The 22,123-nt window shown below is 36.3% G+C and carries 16 protein-coding genes; all 16 read right to left on the bottom strand.

Annotated features, from left to right (window positions below):
- Positions 1–196: 196 nt before the first annotated feature.
- Positions 197–1,570 carry a DUF1329 domain-containing protein gene (locus Q5N69_RS00950; RefSeq protein ID WP_304366760.1) on the bottom strand — a complete coding sequence of 458 codons (1,374 nt, stop codon included), beginning with the start codon at positions 1,568–1,570 and terminating at the stop codon, positions 197–199.
- Positions 1,571–1,581: 11 nt separating this feature from the next.
- Complete coding sequence (locus Q5N69_RS00945; RefSeq protein ID WP_304366758.1) at positions 1,582–3,621, bottom strand: DUF1302 domain-containing protein; 2,040 nt, start codon at positions 3,619–3,621, stop codon at positions 1,582–1,584.
- Between the two features lie 318 nt (positions 3,622–3,939).
- Positions 3,940–4,155 carry a DUF2835 domain-containing protein gene (locus Q5N69_RS00940; protein ID WP_304366757.1) on the bottom strand — a complete coding sequence of 72 codons (216 nt, stop codon included), beginning with the start codon at positions 4,153–4,155 and terminating at the stop codon, positions 3,940–3,942.
- Between the two features lie 12 nt (positions 4,156–4,167).
- A complete protein-coding gene (pepN, locus tag Q5N69_RS00935; protein ID WP_304366755.1) occupies positions 4,168–6,741 on the bottom strand; it encodes an aminopeptidase N in 2,574 nt (857 codons plus the stop codon).
- Between the two features lie 176 nt (positions 6,742–6,917).
- Positions 6,918–8,366: a Na+/H+ antiporter NhaC gene (nhaC, locus tag Q5N69_RS00930; RefSeq protein WP_304366753.1), complete on the bottom strand. Its 1,449-nt coding sequence runs from the start codon at positions 8,364–8,366 to the stop codon at positions 6,918–6,920.
- A gap of 229 nt (positions 8,367–8,595) precedes the next feature.
- Positions 8,596–10,632 carry a carboxy terminal-processing peptidase gene (gene prc, locus Q5N69_RS00925; protein WP_304366751.1) on the bottom strand — a complete coding sequence of 679 codons (2,037 nt, stop codon included), beginning with the start codon at positions 10,630–10,632 and terminating at the stop codon, positions 8,596–8,598.
- A 14-nt stretch (positions 10,633–10,646) separates the two neighbouring features.
- The gene (gene proQ, locus Q5N69_RS00920) at positions 10,647–11,288 is read right to left on the bottom strand and encodes an RNA chaperone ProQ (protein WP_304366749.1); all 642 of its coding nucleotides are present in this window, start codon (positions 11,286–11,288) and stop codon (positions 10,647–10,649) included.
- Between the two features lie 22 nt (positions 11,289–11,310).
- Positions 11,311–11,559 (bottom strand): hypothetical protein, encoded by a 249-nt coding sequence (locus Q5N69_RS00915; RefSeq protein WP_304366747.1) that lies wholly within the window; start codon positions 11,557–11,559, stop codon positions 11,311–11,313.
- A gap of 32 nt (positions 11,560–11,591) precedes the next feature.
- A complete protein-coding gene (locus Q5N69_RS00910) occupies positions 11,592–12,068 on the bottom strand; it encodes a GAF domain-containing protein (RefSeq protein ID WP_304366746.1) in 477 nt (158 codons plus the stop codon).
- Between the two features lie 155 nt (positions 12,069–12,223).
- On the bottom strand, positions 12,224–12,631 hold the full coding sequence (locus Q5N69_RS00905; protein ID WP_304366744.1) for a phosphate ABC transporter substrate-binding protein: 408 nt from the start codon (positions 12,629–12,631) through the stop codon (positions 12,224–12,226).
- Between the two features lie 12 nt (positions 12,632–12,643).
- Positions 12,644–13,786 carry a hypothetical protein gene (locus tag Q5N69_RS00900; protein WP_304366742.1) on the bottom strand — a complete coding sequence of 381 codons (1,143 nt, stop codon included), beginning with the start codon at positions 13,784–13,786 and terminating at the stop codon, positions 12,644–12,646.
- A 77-nt stretch (positions 13,787–13,863) separates the two neighbouring features.
- Positions 13,864–15,483: a methyl-accepting chemotaxis protein gene (locus tag Q5N69_RS00895; protein ID WP_304366740.1), complete on the bottom strand. Its 1,620-nt coding sequence runs from the start codon at positions 15,481–15,483 to the stop codon at positions 13,864–13,866.
- A 200-nt stretch (positions 15,484–15,683) separates the two neighbouring features.
- On the bottom strand, positions 15,684–16,865 hold the full coding sequence (gene prpF / locus Q5N69_RS00890) for a 2-methylaconitate cis-trans isomerase PrpF (protein ID WP_304366738.1): 1,182 nt from the start codon (positions 16,863–16,865) through the stop codon (positions 15,684–15,686).
- Between the two features lie 307 nt (positions 16,866–17,172).
- Positions 17,173–19,815 carry a Fe/S-dependent 2-methylisocitrate dehydratase AcnD gene (gene acnD / locus Q5N69_RS00885; protein WP_304366737.1) on the bottom strand — a complete coding sequence of 881 codons (2,643 nt, stop codon included), beginning with the start codon at positions 19,813–19,815 and terminating at the stop codon, positions 17,173–17,175.
- Positions 19,816–19,999: 184 nt separating this feature from the next.
- A complete protein-coding gene (gene prpC, locus Q5N69_RS00880) occupies positions 20,000–21,124 on the bottom strand; it encodes a 2-methylcitrate synthase (RefSeq protein ID WP_304366735.1) in 1,125 nt (374 codons plus the stop codon).
- 87 nt (positions 21,125–21,211) lie between these two features.
- A complete protein-coding gene (gene prpB, locus Q5N69_RS00875) occupies positions 21,212–22,114 on the bottom strand; it encodes a methylisocitrate lyase (protein WP_304366733.1) in 903 nt (300 codons plus the stop codon).
- Between the last annotated feature and the right edge of the window lie 9 nt (positions 22,115–22,123).

Raw genomic sequence — 22,123 nt, 5'->3', positions numbered from 1 at the left:
TTATAAACTTATTTAAAGTAACAAATATTACTTTAAGACCTTAAGGTTTAAAAAGCACCAAACCTCTGTTTTAGTACAATAATACTTTAACAACATTCACAATGTTAGATTTAAGTATATAAATAGAAGGTTAAAACTCCTTTATTTCAAACAAAAACGGCTGGCAAAAGCCAGCCGTTTCATCATGTAATTAAGATTAACGACGTCCTTCTCTTCTTAATGCTGACGGAGTGAAATCAGAATCACTCTGTTCAGTTTTAAAATCATACATGTTTGCTTCATTGTCTAATCCCATCGCGATATAACGACGTGATTGCAAATCATGGAAGACCTCAAGCGTAGACCATTGCGTAGGAACTTCATAGTAATTTAATCCATGCGCTACACCAACACGATATAACTCATCACGATTATCATAAATATCAGTTACAGCAACTTGCCAGCTATCTTCATCAATATAAAACACTCGTTTTTTATAAGTATGTCGAGTAGATGATTTAAGCTTAGCTTCTACTACCCATACACGATGTTTTTCATATCGTACATATTGTGGATTAATATGACCCGGTTGTAAAATTTGTTCGTACTTTAACTCATTGCTATGTAAACGATAATCGTTGTATGGGATATATAACTCTTGTTTACCTTTTAATTCCCAAGTATATCGATCTGGTGCACCGTTATACATATCAAAATCATCTGTTGTTCTTAAACCATCAGAAGCTGTACCTGGCGTATCATAAGCAACGTTTGGAGCTCTTCGTACTCGACGTTGACCTGTATTGTAAGTCCAAGCTTGACGTGGCGTTTTTATTTGATCCATCGTTTCATGTACAAGTAACGCGGTACCCGCTAAACGAGCCGGTTCAGTTACTTTTTGCTTAAACTTGAATAAAATATTAGTTTCTTGCAATGTTTCAGGTTTAGCGCCTTGTACATTGTATGGAAGTATTAAACTTTCTTCGAAACCTAAATATGTGTAATCACCGCTTGCTGTTGGTGATACTTGCCCACCTTCACGCTTAACTTGCTCACCACGATATCTAAGAATATGATTCCAAATAGCTTCTAAGCCCGTTTCAGGAATTGGAAATGGAATACCCACTGATGCTTGTGTAATACCATTACCTTCTTCAACAAGTTCTGCGCGAGTTGAATTTTCTTTAACTGCATCATAAACATGTGTTGGAAACGAAGCTGAACGTCTAGTTTGATAAACATTCATAGAGTAAGTGTCAGGATACGTTTCAAATAACTTAATCTGACCTGGTGTTAAATTACCTTTGTAATCATTTAAGTTTTTAGACGTAATGGTAAATAAACTTTTATCTGCTGCAAAAGGATCCACATGATGTTGTCCTACCACATAACCTTCAGGTGCTTTAGTTATACCACCAGTCCATTCAGGGATAGAACCATCTGCATTGGCTTTTTGTTCTGCCCCCATAGGGGTTAATTCATTACCTAACTTTTTAGCTTCTTCAGCTGTAATTTTTGCTAACGCACTACCACTAGTTAAAACTAGAGAAACGGCTAACGATATCATAGTTGTCTTTGTGAATTTTCTCATCAAAACAGCTCCTAAATTGAATACGAAACACTGAAAGAGATGTAATCTCGATCAGATAATTGGTTAGTAGTGCCTACACCGTCAAAGAAACTGTTATAGCTAACATCAGCTGTCCAACGACTTTGGTAGTCGAATGCAACACCTAAGGCTACAGACTTTCGATCTTCTATAAACAGGAACAATGGATCTGGTGTAATACCTTCTACATCATGAGAAAATACAATTTTTGGTGAAATGTTAATTCCAGCAAATGCGTTACTGTAATCAAGCTTTGCAACTGCGCGATAACCCCACGCAAAATCATCTGGGAAAGGGTTGGCTTCTACGCCATCTTGTAAAGCAAGCTCTAAACCAGGACTAACGGCAATACCACCATTTCTTGCAGTACCAGGACCATTCAAGCGTAATACATCTTGAGACGGCATATCTCTGATATCAATACCACCAATTTCAAATAAAGTGGTGAATTGATTGGCACCGAATGATGGTCCCCATAAATGCGTTAATGTCATTTGGGCTTGTAAAGTGTCTGATAATATAAAACCATCAACTCTTTCGCCTAGACCTACATTAGGTATTTGCGAAACACCATCTAAATCAGGTCGGATACCCGCATTAGCTAATTGTTGTGGCATAGCTAAATAAAGTAATTCAACATCATCTATTTGTAATGGTTCATCTTGACGGTAAGTTATTTCACCTGCGACTGAAGTTTCACCTACTGTAGTATTGAAACTAAAAGCGTATAACTGAATATCTTCAGCGTAATCAATCTCAACACGAGAGAAAGAAGCTAAGTCTGTATAATTTTCGTAAGTTATCTCACCTGATGCAATTTTTGCTACATCTGTACCTACTTGTGAAAAGTCAGCAGTTACTCCAGAGAATACAGGTCGTCTACTGTGGTAGTTCATGTAATATAAACTAACCTCAGTTTCGTTTAACTCAGGTAAATACCAAGACAAACGCAAACCATATTGACCGCCATCTTCAGGGTCATTTTCTGCATCTTCTTGTCTAAGCGTAAGTTTAGTAGGAAAACCACCTAAATATGCAGCTGCCCCCTGCTCTGCAGTAATAGCTCCAGAGCGAATTGTGTCACCTAAAATGTTCAAATTAGTAATTAATGAATCTAAATCCATATCAGGATTACTAGCAAAGTTTAATTGAACGTTATTGAAATGCCCGCCATCACCAGCGAAATCATTAGTAGAAAAATAACTACCTGGTGCAGGAAGAACTGTTTTTTCCCAGCTGTATTGATAGAACATTTCAACATCAAAATTATCGGTAATACCGATAGAGGCCCAAACAGCACCAAATGGAATAAAAGCTTCTTTCAGCTCTGAACCTGGAGCTCTTAAGCGTGCAATATCCACTGGATTTAATTCACTAATACCATGAGAAATTAAAGTACTTTCCCCCCAGCTGATAACTTGTTGACCAATACGAACAGATAATGGCATTTCACCAAGGTCAAAATCACCATAAACAAATGCATCTAATAAACGAATATCACGACACACTTGATCGCGAGCCTCATCATCTCGACAAGGATTATTTACTGTATTAGAAGAAGGGTTAGTCCAAGCTCTGTCACTGTCCATCATCTCGAAATCATAGAAATATGTACCACGAGCAAATAGCCCTATGTTTTCATATCTAATTTCAAGATCGTGAGTACCTTTGATAATTTTTGAGAAACTTTCACCAGAATCAAAGTTTAAGTCACCATTATCACTATTGGTTGAATAATTACCTGCGCCATTCCAAACAGTTGCTGCATCGGGATTAACGTTTAGGCTTGGGTGGTAACTAGAAAAATCAAAACCATTATTTATATTGTTTGATTTACCAATACTCGCATTCCAATCTCGATTTTCAACTCGCCAACTACCACCAGCAGAGAATGTTGAATCAAAACTTATATCAAAATCACCCAATTGAAAATTCTTGGCGTGTATCGATGGTGCAGATAATGATAATAAAGCAATGCTTATACTTGCAGCTACAGGTTTTAATTGAACCCAACCGCGAGAGCTATTTTTCATTTATGTTCTCCCCAGATCTAAAAATAGAATGCTTACTTATTATAATAATACGTTTATTGTTATGTTCCCTTAAACGGGATAAAACAATAATTGCATCATTTCAAAAAACTATCAAGCGTTAAGGAACCTAATTATTCCTCTTGTTTTTAGTGACTTATAAAGAAGATCAGACCACTTAAAAACTAACGTTTAAAACACTTGTTTAAAACATGACTTACATTGACTGTTAGCGCCTTACTTTCAGTAGCTTGTCTGTACTCGGAAAGGATAAACCTAGGACAGAGATGGTCAGACCACCGTTTAAAGCAGAAACTCTAATCAACGAATTTTTTCTAGCAATAAAAACTTATTATTTTTAGTGTGCATACAAAAAAGTCCTTTTATACCTGTCGACAGTAAGTACTTTCTTATATGCATTGCTGGAAACTGTATACGTTGCCCTTCCGTACTCATTACTACGATAGTTGTAACTTTGCCTTGGTAATAAGGTAAAAATTCATCGTACGATATATTAATGTGGAAATAATATTTCATTATAGTAGGTTTTTATTTAAGTGCTGCATCCAGTTTTTCTTTTAAGTCTTTAGATAAATTAGGTAATGCACTTAACTTATCTAATTCTGCTCTCATCAATTTTTGTCTGGTTTGGTCAAAACCTTTAAATTGGATCAAAGGCGTAATCAAGCGTGAAGCAATTTGCGGATTGATTTCATTTAATTTAATGATTTGATCAGATAAAAACTGGTAACCTTTACCACTCAAACAATGGAAATACTTTGGATTCTTAGCGGCAAAAGCACCAATTAACGAACGCGCTCTGTTTGGATTATTCAAGCTAAATAATGGATGTGCTAACAAGTTTTGTAAACGCTCAAAAATATCATCACTTTTTAAAGAGGCTGCCAACACAAACCATTTATCCATCACTAATACTGTATCGCTCCACTGGGTTTCAAATGCTTTCATTTGAGTGTCAAATTCTGGCATATTATTGTCCGCACTACATGAAAGTGCAGCAAGTGTATCCGTCATATTATCTGAAACTGTAAATTGATTGTTAATAAGATCAGTTTCACTTGGAATTAACGCTAAATAAGATAAACAAACGTTTTTCAATGAACGTTTAGCGATACTCACTCCATCAATTGAAAACTCATCACTACTTAACTCTGTGTAAAGTGCTTTAAATGTATCGGCTAAACCATTAGCTAACTGATGTTTAATATTGTTTATCGCCTCAACTAACGCAGCAGCATCTACCTCTTCGATAGAGTCAGCAACCTCGTCGAATGTAGGTAAAGTTAATTGTTCAGCTTTTAATGCCGGATCTATAGAACTTGTTAAAATGTGCTCAAAAGAGGCAATAACATTTGCAGATAAGGTTTCTGAAGGGGTATTTAATAATTTTTTAATAAAGTTTTTTAATAGTTGCTGTCCAGCATCCCAACGACAGAATTCATCTTGAGCGTTTACCATAATGTTTTCTAAATCATGATCAGCTTGTTCAAAGTTAACTTTCACTGGCGCACTAAAATTACCTAAAAAGGCGAGTACAGGTTTTTCATCAAAACCTTCAAAACTAAAGCTTTGTTCTAGTTGTTTTAATTCAACTAAGTGACTTTGGCTTTTTGCAACAATATTTGCTTGAGCTGAAATCAACTCAACATTCACCGGCACATGTAAAGCATGCGTAGCGTGATCTAAGCGGCTATTTTTTTGTGTTATATGAATGGTGTAAGTTTTATCTTTTGAGTTATAGTCTTCTGTTACAGTAAGAATTGGCGTACCGGTTTGCACATACCATAATTTAAACTGCTCTAGAGAAATACCTGATGCATCAGCCATCGCATTTACAAAGTCATCACAAGTCACTGCCATACCATCAAAGCGTTCAAAGTAAAGATCCATGCCTTTTCTAAAATTATCTTTACCTAGCAAGGTGTGCAACATTCTTATCACTTCAGCACCTTTTTCATACACAGTTAAGGTATAGAAGTTATTCATTTCCATTACTTTTTCTGGACGAATAGGATGTGCCATTGGCCCCGCATCTTCAGCGAATTGCAATGATCTTAACACTCGAACGTTTTGAATGCGTGTTACACTTGCCGAAGTCATATCTGCACTAAATTGCTGATCTCTAAATACGGTTAACCCTTCTTTAAGACTTAACTGGAACCAATCTCGACATGTAACTCTGTTACCAGTCCAGTTATGAAAATATTCGTGTGCAATAACAGCTTCAATATTAAAATAGTCAACATCTGTAGCTGAAGTTTCATCCGCCAATACAAATTTACTATTAAAAACATTAAGGCCTTTATTTTCCATAGCCCCCATATTGAAAAAGTCTACAGCCACTATCATATAAATATCTAAGTCATATTCTAAACCAAAGGTTTCTTCATCCCATTTCATTGAATGTTTTAAAGACGCCATTGCGTGATGAGCTTTAGATAAATTTCCTTTATCTACAAAAATCTCAAGCACAACGTTTCTGCCTGAACATGTTGTAAAAGTATCACTTAATAAATCAAAATCTCCGGCAACTAATGCAAATAAATAGCAAGGTTTTGGGAATGGGTCTTGCCATTTCGCATAATGAAATCCATCAGCTAAATCGCCCGACTCCACTTTATTACCGTTTGATAATAAAAATGGGTAGCTTGCTTTGTCAGCAATAACTTTTGTTGAGAAAATGGCCATAACATCAGGACGATCCAAATAATAGGTAATTCGTCTAAAGCCCTCGGCTTCACATTGTGTACAGAAAGCCCCACCTGATTTGAATAAACCTTCTAGAGAAGTGTTTTTCTCTGGGTTTATTTGAGTTTCTATGGCTAACTCGAATTCTGTATCTGCTACATTTATTTCCAATTGTGTGTCTGTTTGAACATAAGACTCTGCAGATAAAGCCAGACCATTCACACGAATTGAAACAAGCTCTAACTCTTCACCTTGTAAAATTAACGGCTCAACATCATGACTTGCACGACTCACAGACATAACGTTGGTTACGAGTGTTTTGGTATCATCCAATTGAAAGATTAAATCGATCGTAGAAATATTAAATGCAGATTTTTTATAGTCGGATAAATAACGGGCTGTAAATTCAGTCATGGAGGTTCCTACAATTCGATGAAAAGAGTATATAAAAGATGTTTGCGTTTTTGATGAAGATTTATACGTTAAATAAACAAATAACAAACAACTCAAATATTTTATAAAAGTTTAACAGATTTAAATAAAAAAGCCTGTAAAAACAGGCTTTAATGGTAAAAAGTTAATAAACTTATTTACTCAGTTACTAACTTTTTAATTTTATACCCTGTGTAACCATAAGCAATAGCTAAAACAGGATTAATAAAGTTAAAGAAACAATAAAAAATATATTCATAATTAGTTAATGCTAAAACACCAAACATGAAAGCACCACAAGTATTCCACGGAATGAGTGGTGAAGATAAAGTACCTGAATCTTCTAAAGTTCGACTCAATACAAGTGGATCTAAGTTACGTCTTTTATATTCTTCTTTGTACATGCGACCTGGCATTACGATAGAAATATATTGGTCTGCTGTAACTAAATTAGTACCAATACATGTTGCCACTGTACTAGCGATTAAACCGCCAACAGATTTAACAGAGCCTAATATAGCCTGAACGAATTTTTTAAGCATGCCAAAGTGTTCTAAAACAGCGCCAAACATTAAAGCACACATAATTAACCAAACAATGTTTAACATGCTCTTCATGCCACCACCGCTCAATAAACTGTCTAAATCTGCATCACCAGAATTAATAGCAACGCCATCAAACAAAGCGCCCCATACTACTGTAATATTTGCCGTTAATGTATCTAGCCCATTTTCAGCTAAAGATTTAATTAAATCAGGTTGAAAAAATAATGCCCAAACTGCACCAAACAAGGCACCAATAGCTACGGCAGGAAAAGCAGGTACTTTTTTAATAGCCATGGCGAGTAATAAAAACACTGGAATAAGGTTTAGAGGAGTAATATTGAAGTTAGCATCTAATTGATTATTGATCTTTTCAACAGCTTCTAGCGTCACAGTCGTCTCAGCTGACAAACCTAAAAAGGTAAATATTAATAAGCTGATAGTAATTGATGGAATAGTGGTCCACATCATGTAGCGTATGTGAGCAAATAATTCAGAGCCTGCAACCACTGGCGCTAAGTTAGTTGTTTCTGAAAGCGGAGATATTTTATCACCACAATATGCTCCAGAAATTATAGCACCGGCAGTAATTGCTGGATCTAGCTGTAAGCCTGTTGATATTCCCATTAAGGCAACACCAATTGTGGCTGCAGTTGTCCAAGAACTACCAATACTCAATGCAACGATACAGCAGATAATACAAGTTGCAGCGTAAAACCAGCTTGGATCTAGTATTTTTAAACCATAATAAATCATACTAGGTACAGTACCTGAGAGCATCCATGTACCAATGAGAGAACCAACAGCTAGAAGAATGAAAATAGCCCCCATCGATATGGAAATACCATTTATCATGGCTTTTTCGATATCAGCCCATTTGTAGTTATTCTTTAGTCCAATAACAATAGCGATACCTGTCGCAATTAACAGAGCTATTTGGTTGGGTCCACCAGTTGAATTATCACCAAAATAAAATACTGCGCCGGAAAGCATGAATATAAGAGCTATCAGAGGGATTAGCGCATCCAGCATACTAGGTGATTTATGTTCTGACTGTTCAGTCATAGAAATTGTGCCTTATTATTATTCATATTACTTTTTATGCTGATAACATGCCCTCTATTAAAAGATAGTGCAAGTTTTTTATCAATAAAATATTGACTGCAGCTCTTTAAAAACAACTACTTGCAAAATAACTATTCACTTATAATGATTAAATATTTATGAGTTATTTATTATGTGAAGCTCACAAAAAAACCGCTTAATAAGCGGTTTTTTTAATAAGTAGTTTATTCTACTTTTTTGCCATTTTACCTAAAGAAACCAAGTCAAATGTGATTTTAGCCGCTTCATCTAAGAATGGATCAAGCTCATCTAATTCATCAGGTAAATCATCATCTAATGATTTGACTTTTTCTTTACCTAATTTGACTAATCTTTCATTTACTCTAATCAATTGTTTAGCTTTACGTTCTTCACGTTTAGCTTTACGAATAGCTAAATTCAGAGAGACTGTTTTGTCATCTTTTTCAGCTTTGTAAGTTTCAATATCATCAAGGAGATAATTAAACTCGGTATTTTCTTTAATACGTTCATCATGCAGCGATTGCAAATAAGCAAAATCATTATTGAGATCGTTTACTTTTGCGTATTCAGCTTTAGGAATTTTATCCCACGGCAATGCATTCTCTTCTTTACTTTCACCCCAATCTTCAGGGTCTATTGCCGAAGGGAAAGAAATATCAGGTAAAACACCACGATGTTGAGTACTTCCACCATTAATTCGATAGAACTTAGCAATAGTAAATTGAATGCTACCTAAAGGTTTTTCATATAAATCGTAAACGCGACCTAAACCTCTGTGTTGCTGAACAGTACCTTTACCAAAAGTATGTTCACCAAGAATAACTCCGCGCCCATAATCTTGGATAGCAGCAGAAAAAATCTCAGAAGCCGAAGCACTATATCGATCAACCATTACAGTTAGTGGCCCTTTATAGTAGCTAACTCCATCTCTGTCGCTATTAACTTCAATGCGATTTGCGCCATTGCGTACTTGAGAAACAGGCCCTTTATCGATAAATAACCCCGTAAGTAAAGTAGATTCAGTTAAAGAACCACCACCATTACCTCGTAAATCAACAATAACGCCTTCTACGTTTTCTTCTTCAAGTTTCTTTAATTCAACTTTAACGTCACGAGAAAGATTGTTATAAAAACTTGGTATATTAATAACACCTAATTTTTTGCTTGTTTCGTCACCTGGAGTTTCATAATAAACTTCAGACTTAGCAGCTCTATCTTCTAACTTAATTGTATCTCTTATAATAGAAACAATTTTTGCACTAGCATCATCATCTGCTTCGCCACTAAGTACTTGTAAACGAACTTGTGTGCCTTTAGGGCCTTTGATTAATTCAACTACATCATCCAAACGCCATCCGATAACATCTTCAAAATCTTCATCTGCTTGAGCAACACCTACAATTCTATCTTTAGGTTTAAGTTCATTAGATTTATCTGCAGGACCACCTGATACAACACTTTGAATTACTGTGTAATCTTCTTCTGCACGTAAAACAGCACCGATACCTTCTAGAGAAAGATTCATTTCCATTTGGAAACGTTCAGCATTGCGAGGAGATAAATAAGAAGTATGAGGCTCTACAACACGTGCAAAACTGTTCATTACTATTTGAAAAACATCTTCACTTTCACTTTGCTTTAAACGTTTTATAGCGTAGTTATATCTTTTACCTAAAACCTCAGAAACCTTTTCCCACTCTTTACCCGCTAAGGTTAGATTAAGTGCATCATATTTTACTTTTAAACGCCATAACTCATCTAATTCAGCTCTGTCTTTAGGCCAAGGAGCATCTTCACGATCAAAGTAATATGATTCATCGAGGGTAAAATCGAAAGGTTTTTCTAATAGACTTAAAGCATATTCATAACGCTCTAATCGTCTTTTAAGATTTAGATTATATATTTCGTAAGCTGTTTCTAATTTACCGCGAGAAATCACGGTATCAAAATCGAGTCTGTATTTAGCAAAACCGTCTATATCGGCTTGGGTAAATACATTGCGAGCATAGTCTAATTGTTTGATGTACCTGTCAAAGATTTGAATTGACAGATCATCATCCATTTTAACTTGCTTATAATGTGCACGCGTAAATTGCGCCGTTATCCGCTTACTGGACGTTGCATGCTGCGCTTCTGGAGCCAAAATAGGTAAAGAAAGCTCTTCTACTTTTTTTTCATTTGCATTAACAAGTAAACTTGATAAAGAAATAGACACAGCAAGTGCGACACGACAAAACTTTAGCATGCATTAAACTCCGATTATTCAGTAAATATGTTTTTAACTTGAGTTTTAACAATCATTCCAGAATCAAGTTGAACGGTAATATCTTTACCTGATACTTCGGTAATAGTAGCGTTCATTGGAGAGTTACTTAATTGTACTTTTACTTTCTTACCTACAATTATAGACTCTGCTGAAACTGGTTGAAGTTTAACTTCTGTCTTAACACTTGATCGTTTGGTTGACTTAACAGCCTTAAATTTAGCTTTTTGATCTGGTTTAGCATTTTGATCTTTAGCTGGCTTACGATCTTTATACTGCTTTTTCGTGTTGTTTTCTTTAGGTTTATTGTTACCAAATTTTTCTTGGCTTTCTTTTAACGTTTTGCTCGCGTAATCAGCTTGTACCTGATCAATCTCAGCAGCTTCGTTACCATCGATATCTACACGAACGCTACCAACCTTAACCGATTTCAAGTATCTCCAACTACTTGTGTAATGTCTAAGCGCTTGTCTTAAACGTGTCTTACTAACGGTTTCATCATCAGTTAGCTTTTCGGCTAAGTCTTGAAATATACCTATTTTTAATGGTTTAGCTGGTCCTTCAATAGAAAAACAAGCCGGAAATTTCTCAGCTAAATAAGCAATAATTTCTTTAGTACTAGTACGTTTAGTTTCCATAAATCAACTTTTCACAAATAATCTAATTTTCTAGATACTGTTCACGGTTTTCCAACAAATGTCGGCACCAGTCATAAATATCTTCACTTTCTAATTCAGGCAAAGAATCTTGCCCGATCCAAGTATCCCACACCAAAGCTAATAAACCTTCTAAAACCTCTGGTGCAATATCTTCTTCTGCTAAGTCATATATTAAATGATAAATTTCATTAATACGCTCAGCAACGAGTTCCTCATCACCATCCCAGTCCCCTACTACTGCTTCGGACACCAAATAATCATGAATAACAACAATTTCTTTCATTAGTTTAACACGCCATGCTTGATGATGATATTTTCAAATACATTTATTATGTTTTCTAATCCAGTTTGATCGTTTTCATCAAATCGATCATATAACGGGCTATCTATATCAAGCACAGCTATTACTTTTCCATTAACAACTAATGGAATTACGATCTCTGAATTACTATTTGAATCACAAGCTATATGTCCAGAAAAATCATGAACATTAGCTATACGCATAGTTTTATTCTGTTTTGCTGCCGCTCCGCAAACACCTTTATCAAAAGGAATACGTATACAAGCAACTTTACCTTGAAATGGTCCTAATACAAGTTCTTCTGAAATAACTCGATAAAAACCAACCCAGTTCACATCGTGTAAACTTTCAAATAATAAAGCGCTAATATTTGCCATATTGGCGATAATATCAGATTCATCACTAATAATAGCCTCAATTTGTTTTAGTGTAAGGCTATATTCTTCAAGTTTGTTCATAATAAACATCGAATGGGTAAAAAACGCATAACATACAGGTATAGTGTTTCAATTTAAAGGAATATCGAAGTAAATTACCGAATTTTATCTATATTTACCAAGAGATAAAAAAAGCCGACATAAATGTCGGCTTTGATAACAACAAATTAGTAACTTTAAAAGTTAGATACAACTTTTACGCTATCTACATTAGCTGAATCGCTAACATATCCGATCATATTAGGATTTTTGCTTACCATGTCGATAATATCAGCATCACTGGCTAAAGACTCTGGCGCTTGCCCTTTACCAGTAAAGAGCAATTTAGACCAATAGGCTTTCAATTGACTTTCTGATTTACCTAAAATCTCTTTAGTAAATTCAGCACTCGTATCCCCTGATTCTAGATTTAAAGGTTTAGCTTCACTTCCATCTGAGAATTTTTTACTTTTACCTAAAAATATTTTTGAAATCGCCTTATTATCTAGACTTGCTGTATTTGATGGGTGAACGATAACAACTCCACCTGCAAATACAGAACTACAAAATAATAGAGAAGCGGTTAATGTTATAAGTTTTCTCATTTTTTTCTCCTCTTAAAATACTAAATCTACACCAAACGACATACCAGAAACACTTTCATTACTTCCATTTGGTTTTGAATTAAATACATCAACTTTAAATGCTGCATTTGAATGGAAGTCGTAACGTAAACTTACTGTTTGAGTAGTAAACTTATTAGTAAGTAAATTGTTGATAATAGCCGTACCTATAGCCTGAGCTGGTACTGAAAAACCATTTAACGAAGAAAGATCTTCTGGCTCATCATATTCTTCATAGGTATATAGCACTGTATACTCATTAAATCGTTTACCTGCCATTACATAATAAACTTCGTTAAAGGTATCACCAGTGTCTTTAATACCATAGTCAGCGTACTCAGCAGTCATTAACCAGTCATTATAATCAATTGATGCGCCAATATAATAGTACTGTCCATCGCCACTTAATTGAACCGTGTCTTTTAACGATTGTGTTTCTGTTGCAGATAAACCAAACGCAGCAGCACCGCCATCAATACCTGGATAAATAACAGCTTCATTAAGCTCACTAAAGTCAATTTCTGCAATAAAGCCACCAGCAAATAATGTTAACCAATCATAGTTAAACTCTGCACTCACACTAATTATGTTGTCGAAAGATGTGTTAAAGTCGCCATTACTTGTACCAAAATCACCTTCCCAAGAATAGTAACCAAATGAAGAGTTAATCGTCCAGTCTCCAACTTCCGTTGAATTATTAAGTCTAACACCTTCAACAACAGCAAAATCGAAATCATCATATACAGAGCGAGGTAATCTGTTACCCGTTACTGTATAACCAATTTTTTCAGACTCTGATTTGTAAAACATAGGTAATACCATACGACCAACGTTTACTTTCCATTCATCAGTAAGTTCGTATGATAGGTAAACCCAACGTGCTTCAACATCAAAATCACTTCTACCTTCTGCAAATAATTGTGCAGTAAAAGAAAGACCTTCACCTAAATCAGAATAAACTTGTAATGCAAAAACACTTTCAGGTTTAAAAGACAAATCTTTGTCGTAAAATCCCCCTAAAATCATTTCTTCATCATCGATGAAACCATTGCTATTCAGATCTGTTGGATCGTCAAATAAAACGCCTGCTTTAATTGATGCAAAGCCATTAAATTTGACTTCAGCCATGGATGACATGGAGCAACAGACGCCTGCTATAAGTAGTGCAACTTTACATTTTTTCATTGGTTTCATGTTATACCTCGTTAAGTTAGTTAAACTTTAAATCCTTTAGTCAGTATTTGGAGATTATTGGCTAAATCAGCTAAGTTACTACTTACCTCTGCTAGCTCTTCTGATGATTGGTGTGTCACTTTTGTTGTCATACTTATATTATCAACATGCGATACAATTTCGGTTGCTACAGTCGACTGATCATTCGTTGCTGTCGCTATATCGGTTGTCATTGCATTAATCTGCTCAACAGAAGAAGTAATAGCAGCAAGAGATTCACCTGCTAAACTAACTTCTGAAACACCTTTTTCAGCTAAACTTCTTCCATTACTCATTGCTTCTACTGCAGAACGTGCTGCAATTTGAAGTTGCTCAATGGTTTTCTGAATTTCAGTTGTTGAATCTTGAGTTCTTGAAGCTAGTGTTCTTACTTCATCTGCAACTACCGCAAAGCCACGTCCTTGTTCACCAGCACGTGCTGCTTCAATTGCCGCATTTAAAGCTAATAAATTAGTTTGGTCTGCAATCCCTTTAATAACGTCTAAAACTGCACCAACTTGCTTACTATCTGCATCTAACTTATCGATTACCGCAGATGAGTTTTCTACTGTTTTAGCTAAAGAATGTATAGTTTGTACTGTTTGCTCTACGACAATGGCCCCTTCTTTAGAAATACTTGAGGCTTCAGTTGATGCAGATGAAGCTAAAGAAGCGCTGTGGGCAACCGTTTGAACACTCAAATTCATGTTTTCAACAGCATCTTTTGTTTGTAAAGCTCCTTGTTGTTGCTCTAATGTGATTTTATTGGTTTCTAGTGCGGTAGTACTTACGGATATAGCCATTTCTGATAATGGTAAGGCTATATCAACAACCTGCTTGATGGTTGTTTGTAATTTATCCATAAATAAATTAAAACTGTGAACAAGTTGTCCAACTTCATCTTCAGTTTTAGCAACTAATCTTACCGTTAAGTCGCCCTCTCCCTCTGCTATATCTTTTAAGGAAGTTACAACTTCACTAATAGATGATTTAATACCAGAGGCTATAGGAATTGCCGTACCGAAGAGTAAAACTATGGTAGTAATCCCCATAATAAAACCAATAGTAACCATTGATTGAGCTGACTGATTTGCTTCTAAAATGGTTTCTTCAAACTTTTGTACTTGTTCAGAATTGAAGCCATTAACTGTAGCTAAAATGAGTTCAAATGATTGATTCATGTTTTTGCCTAATGCAGGTAATTGTTCATAATCAACGGTTTCATTAAGCATGCCTACAGAAAGAGATTTTGCTTGAGCGTAGTAATCATTAAACTCACTAAGCATTTTTTTTTGTGTATTGATAAAACGTTCATCTGTAGAGCCAATTTTCTCTATCAGTACTTTAATTACTGTCGCGACCTCATCTGCATTATTAATATTATCTTCATCTCCTGTTGTAACTGCAGCATTAAGAAGCTCCGAAATTTTGACAATATCTACTGACACTTCCTTAGAGTATTGAACTACGGGAAACTGAACATTTTTAGCGTCTGAAAGGATATCCACATTATCATTGGCATTAAATGTAGATAGCGTTAAGTAAATAACAAATGAAATAGTTCCTATTATTGGAATTAAATAAATCTTTGCTGATACCGATAATGTTTTAAATAGATTCATATTAAGTTTCCTGAGAAGTATTTAATATAAATGTAGTTGAAATTATTTGATTAACAATGAAATAGGAGAAATATATTAAAAAATTTATAAGTTTTAATAAGATATGTAGATAAACTAGGAAGTTAAAAGAGGCTAAGAGCCTCTTTTAACATTATAAATAGAAATAATGGAATGTTTACATAAGTGTAAATAATTGTTTTTTATACAAAAGAATCGCCTGGAACTCGCACATTCCCTTCCATTAATATACGTGCGCTTCGGCTCATTATTGCTTTATTTACTGCCCATTTCCCATCCACTAAACTAGCTTCAGCACCTACTTTTAATGTGCCCGATGGATGGCCAAAAGTAATCGATTTACAATCACCTCCGCCAGCAGCAATATTAACTAATGTGCCAGGAATTGCGGAAGCGGAACCTATAGCCACAGCAGCAGTTCCCATCATTGCATGATGTAATTTACCCATAGAAAGAGCTCTTACATTTAAATCAATATCGTTTGATTGGATTTGCTTACCGCTTGACGCTTGGTAACTTTTAGCGGGTGCAACAAACGCGACTTTAGGCGTGTGTTGTCTTGCTTCTGCTTCAGAAAGCTCTTTAATAAGCCCCATTTTTAATGCGCCATAAGCTCTGATCTTTTCAAACTTAGCTAAAGCTTCATCGTCATTATTAATATCATCTTGAAGCTCTGTACCTGTAAAGCCAATATCTTCAGCATTTAAAAATATGGTCGGAATGCCAGCAGTTATCATAGTCACTTTAAAGGTTCCAATATCAGGCACTTCAAGTTCATCAATAACATTACCAGTTGGAAACATAGCTTCTGAAGGGTCAACAGGTTCAATAAATTCAACAGGAACTTCTGCTGCGGGGAAAGTCACACCATCTAATTCGAAGTCACCCGTTTCTTGCACCTCACCATTTACGATTGGTACTTGAGCAATAATCGTTTTCTTTATATTGGCTTGCCAAATGCGCACAGTGCACACACCGTTTTCTGGAATTCTATCTTGGTCAACTAAACCGGAATAAATAGCAAATGAACCAACCGCTGCCGTTAAGTTTCCGCAGTTACCACTCCAATCAACAAAGGCTTTATCGATGGCCACTTGACCAAACAAATAATCTACATCGTGATTTTCAACATCACTTTTCGCTAAAATCACGGTTTTACTCGTACTTGATGTTGCTCCCCCCATACCATCGGTTTGTTTACCATAAGGATCTGGGCTTCCAATAACACGCAATAATAAATTATCACGAGCAGATCCAGGTACCTGAGAAGATTCAGGCAAATCGGTTAAATTGAAAAAGACACCTTTGGACGTACCGCCACGCATATACACAGCAGGAATTTTCACTTGAGGAACATTGGACATGTTTATCTCCATACTTATTTTCCGCTTGCTAAAATGCGCTTTAACATCGTTGAATAACATCACATAGAAATCTATGCTCCTTTACTCGCCTTGTGAATACACATTTTTTATTCGCGGTTTTCTAAGAGTTAATTAATCATTATTAAACTAAAAAACAGCAATTAGTTTTACCCATTTGCTGCTTTAATATAAATAAAATCAAGTTTGGCGTATAAGAGAGTTACATTAAGTTTTGTTTTAGGTGGAAGCACGGAGTTGACGAACGTCAATGAGCACTTCCAACAACGAACAAAGCTTAATTAACCTCTCAGCCGTTAGACTTTAAGAAATCAGTAGCAAACTTTTGCAATACCCCACCACCGTCGTATACAGAAACTTCTTCCGCTGTATCTAAACGGCACTTCACGGGTATTTCAATAACCTCACCACTGTTCTCGCCTTTTTGACGTGTCATTACAACAGTCATCAATGCACCTGGAGAAGTCGATCCCACTACGTCGTATGTTTCGCTACCGTCAATATTGTAGGTTTGTCGTGTTTCACCATTTATAAACTCTAACGGTAAAACGCCCATACCAACTAAATTAGTACGATGAATGCGTTCAAAACCTTGTGCTACGATTACTTCAACACCCGCTAATCGAACACCTTTCGCAGCCCAATCGCGTGATGAACCTTGACCGTAATCAGCGCCAGCAATAATAATTAATGGCTGTTTACGCTCCATGTAGGTTTCAATAGCTTCCCACATACGAGACTCAGTACCTTCAGGTTCAATACGAGCTAATGAGCCTTGTTTTACTTGACCTTTATCATCACGACACATTTCATTAAACAACTTAGGGTTAGCAAACGTGGCGCGTTGTGTCGTTTCATGATCACCACGATGTGTTGCGTACGAGTTAAAATCTTCTACCGGTAACCCCATCTTTTTTAGATAGGCTCCTGATGCACTATTGAGTTGAATAGCATTAGACGGTGATAAATGATCTGTTGTGATATTGTCACCCAGTACAGCTAATGGTCGCATGCCTTTCATGGTACGTTTACCCGCCAAAGCACCTTCCCCCTCTTTTTTCCAGTAGGGAGGACGGCGGATATAAGTACTCTTAAGATCCCAATCATATAATGGACTTTCAGCAGGTTCGAATGCACCTAAATCAAACATAGGTGTGTATATTTTTCTAAACTGCTCAGGTTTAACAAAAGTATTTACTATGTCATCTATTTCTTTATCTGACGGCCAAATATCTTTTAGAGTGATTTGATTACCTTTGCTATCTGTTCCTAAAATATCTCTTTCAATATCAAAACGTATAGTTCCTGCAATAGCATAAGCCACAACTAATGGTGGCGATGCTAAGAAAGCTTGCTTAGCGTGAGGATGAATACGTCCGTCAAAGTTGCGATTACCTGATAATACAGCTGTTGAATATAAGTCACGTTCAATCACTTCTTTTTGTATTTCAGGATCAAGTGCGCCCGACATACCATTACAGGTAGTACAAGCATAGCCGACAATACCAAAACCTAGTTTTTCCATTTCAGGTAATAAACCAGATTCTTCCAAGTAAAGTTTAGCCACCTTAGAGCCTGGAGCAAATGACGACTTAACCCAAGGTTTACGAATTAAGCCTAACTCGTTGGCTTTTTTAGCGACTAGACCAGCAGCGACAACATTGCGAGGATTAGAAGTATTTGTACAACTCGTGATAGCCGCAATAATTACAGCACCATCTGGCATTTGACCTTGGCTTTCTTGTTCATTACAAGCTGAAAGCTCTTTAGCTATCCCACTAGAAGTAAGTGTAGATGTAGCTAAACGACGATGCGGATTTGAAGGTCCAGCCATGTTTCTACAAACACTAGATAAGTCAAACTCAAGTACACGTTTATATTCAGCATCAACTAAATCATCAGCCCATAAACCTGTGTGTTTAGCGTAGGTTTCAACTAACGCAACCTGCTCAGTTTCACGCCCTGTAAGATTTAAGTAATCAATGGTTTGCTGGTCGATATAAAACATACCAGCAGAAGCACCATATTCTGGTGTCATGTTTGAAATGGTTGCTCTATCACCTATGGTTAAATCTTTCGTACCTTCACCAAAAAACTCTAAATAAGCAGAAACTACTTTGGCATTACGTAAAAACTCAGTGATCGCTAACACGATATCAGTAGCGGTAATACCCTCTTGTCTTCTACCTGTTAACTTTACACCAACAATATTAGGTAAACGCATCATAGATGGACGACCTAACATAACAGTTTCAGCTTCAAGACCACCAACACCTATAGCAATAACACCTAAAGCATCTACGTGAGGGGTATGACTGTCTGTGCCGACACAGGTATCAGGAAAAGCAACACCATCGCGTAACTGAATAACTGGAGACATTTTTTCTAAATTGATTTGATGCATAATGCCGTTACCGGCAGGAATTACATCAACATTTTTAAAGGCGGTCTTGCTCCACTCAATAAATTTGAAACGGTCTTTATTACGACGATCTTCTATAGCCCGGTTTTTATCAAAGGCTTCAGAATCATCACCACCATGCTCAACAGCTAACGAGTGATCAACAATTAATTGTGTAGGTACAACAGGGTTCACTTTTGCAGGGTCGCCACCTTGTTCAGCAATAGCATCACGCAAGCCAGCTAAATCAACTAAGGCAGTTTGTCCTAAAATATCATGACACACTACACGAGCAGGATACCAAGGAAAATCGAGTTCTTGTTTACTCTCGATAAGTTGTTTTAAAGAGTCGCTCAGCATTGCCGGATCACACTTACGTACAAGCTGCTCAGCTAATACGCGAGAGGTATAAGGTAATTTTGCATAGCTACCTGGAGTGATTTCTTCAACCGCTTGACGCGTATCAAAGAAGTCTATATTAACGCCATTTACTTTATAGCCAAGCAAAGGCTTGCGGTAATCGTAATTCATAATTTATTCCACTTTTATAAGGGAGAAGAAGTGAAGTTAATTATTCACTTAATACGCTCCCTTATTAATATATTCGAGTTATTGACACAGGAATTTTTTATTAATTCAAGGCAGAATATTGGACACATAGTTTTCCTATGCGAAAACATTCTAACGAAGAAACAATGAAAAATAACTAGTCAAATTACCTTTCAGATATAGGACTAACCTTACGCGGTTCAGCACCTGTATAATCAGCACTTGGACGAATAATACGGTTGTTTACACGCTGTTCCATAACATGAGCGGCCCAACCTGTTAATCGTGAACACACAAAAATTGGTGTAAATAGTTTTGTTGGGATTCCCATATAGTTATAAGTAGATGCGTGGAAGAAATCAGCATTACAAAATAGCTTTTTGCTGTCCCACATAAACTCTTCACAAGCCACAGAAATATCGTATAAAGACGTATCACCATTTTCAGCGGCAAGTTTTTCAGACCATGCTTTGATCACAACATTACGAGGATCAGAAGTACGGTAGATAGCATGACCAAATCCCATAATTTTTTCTTTACGCTCTAACATTCCTGCCATTTGCTCTTTAGCATCTGCTGGAGATTTGAACTTAAGGATCATATCCATTGCCGCTTCGTTAGCACCACCATGAAGTGGACCACGTAAAGTACCTATAGCGCCGGTAATACATGAAAACATATCTGATAATGTAGATGCACAAACACGTGCAGTAAAAGTAGATGCATTGAATTCATGTTCTGCATATAAAATTAATGATACGTCCATCACACGTTTATGCTGCTCTGAAGGCTCTTCTTGGTTTAATAAACGTAAGAAATGGCCACCTAAAGAATCTTCATCTGTCATACAGTCAATCTCAATACCGTCGTGTGAGTATTTATACCAGTAACACATGATGGCAGGGAAAGCTGACAATAAGCGATTTGCTGCTTGACGTTCTTGTGAAAAATCAACTTCTGGCTCTAAGTTACCAAGAAAAGAGGCACCTGTGCGCATAACATCCATTGGATGAGCTTCTGCAGGAATGCGCTGCAAAACTTCTTTTAAAGCTTGTGGTAAATCACGCATTGCTTTCAATTCAACTTTATAAGCATCAAGTTGTTCTTGATTTGGTAATTCACCATTAAATAAAAGGTAGGCAACTTCTTCAAAGGTTGCGTTATCAGCTAAATCAGACACATCGTAACCGCAATACGTTAAACCACTACCTGACTTTCCTACGGTACATAACTTTGTTTCGCCTGCACTTTGACCACGTAAACCTGCACCACTTAATTTTTTATCAACCATCATAAATTCCTTAACTAACTCGTTGTATGTATTAGTAATATTTAAAATTGTAATTTATATTCTTATTATTTTTGTTATTATTGTTTTCTATTTATTTTTGCCTTCAGCAAATAAACTATCTAGCTTTTGTTCATAGTCGTGATAACCAAGATAATCGTATAAATCCATACGCGTTTGCATATTATCTATTTCAGCTTTTTGATCACCATCTGATAGCAACGTTTTGTAAACCGACTCTGCGGCTTTATTCATTGCTCTAAATGCCGATAATGGATAAAGCACCATGGCGCAACCCCACTCACCTAACTGTTCTTTATTCCAAAGCTCTGTTTGACCAAACTCGGTAATATTAGCAAGAATAGGAACATCTAATGCCTCAGAAAAAGCACGGTAATGTTCTTCAGTTTTGATAGCTTCAGCAAAAATACCATCAGCACCAGCAGCAACATAAGCTTTGGCTCTAGCAATAGCTGCTTCTAATCCTTCTTGGGCAAAAGAATCTGTGCGAGCCATAATAAAAAAGTCTTTATCTGTGCGCGCATCAACAGCAGCTTTAATACGGTCAACCATTTCTTCAATAGAAACAATTTCTTTGTTTGGGCGATGACCACAACGTTTTTGAGCGACTTGATCTTCAAGATGAACCGCAGCAGCACCTGCTTTTTCCATATCACGTATAGTTTTAGCAATATTAAATGCCCCGCCCCAACCTGTATCTACATCAACAAGTAAAGGTAAGCTTGATGCTGAAGTTATACGTTGCACATCAGCAATCACATCATTTAACGATGTCATGCCTAAGTCAGGTAATCCATAAGATGCATTAGCAACTCCACCACCTGAAAGGTAAATGGCTTGATGCCCCAATTTTTCAGCCATCATGGCGCAATAAGCGTTAATAGTTCCTACAACTTGCAGTGGTTTATTGTTTTCTAATGCTTGTCTAAATTTTTTGCCTGGTGATTTTATAGAAGCCACGTTGCTCTCCATCTAAATGAA

It is taken from the genome of Pseudocolwellia sp. AS88 (assembly GCF_030551755.1).
GTDB lineage: Bacteria > Pseudomonadota > Gammaproteobacteria > Enterobacterales > Alteromonadaceae > Pseudocolwellia.
Note: the sequence above shows the minus strand (reverse complement) of the source record. Positions and strands in the feature narration are given on the sequence as shown.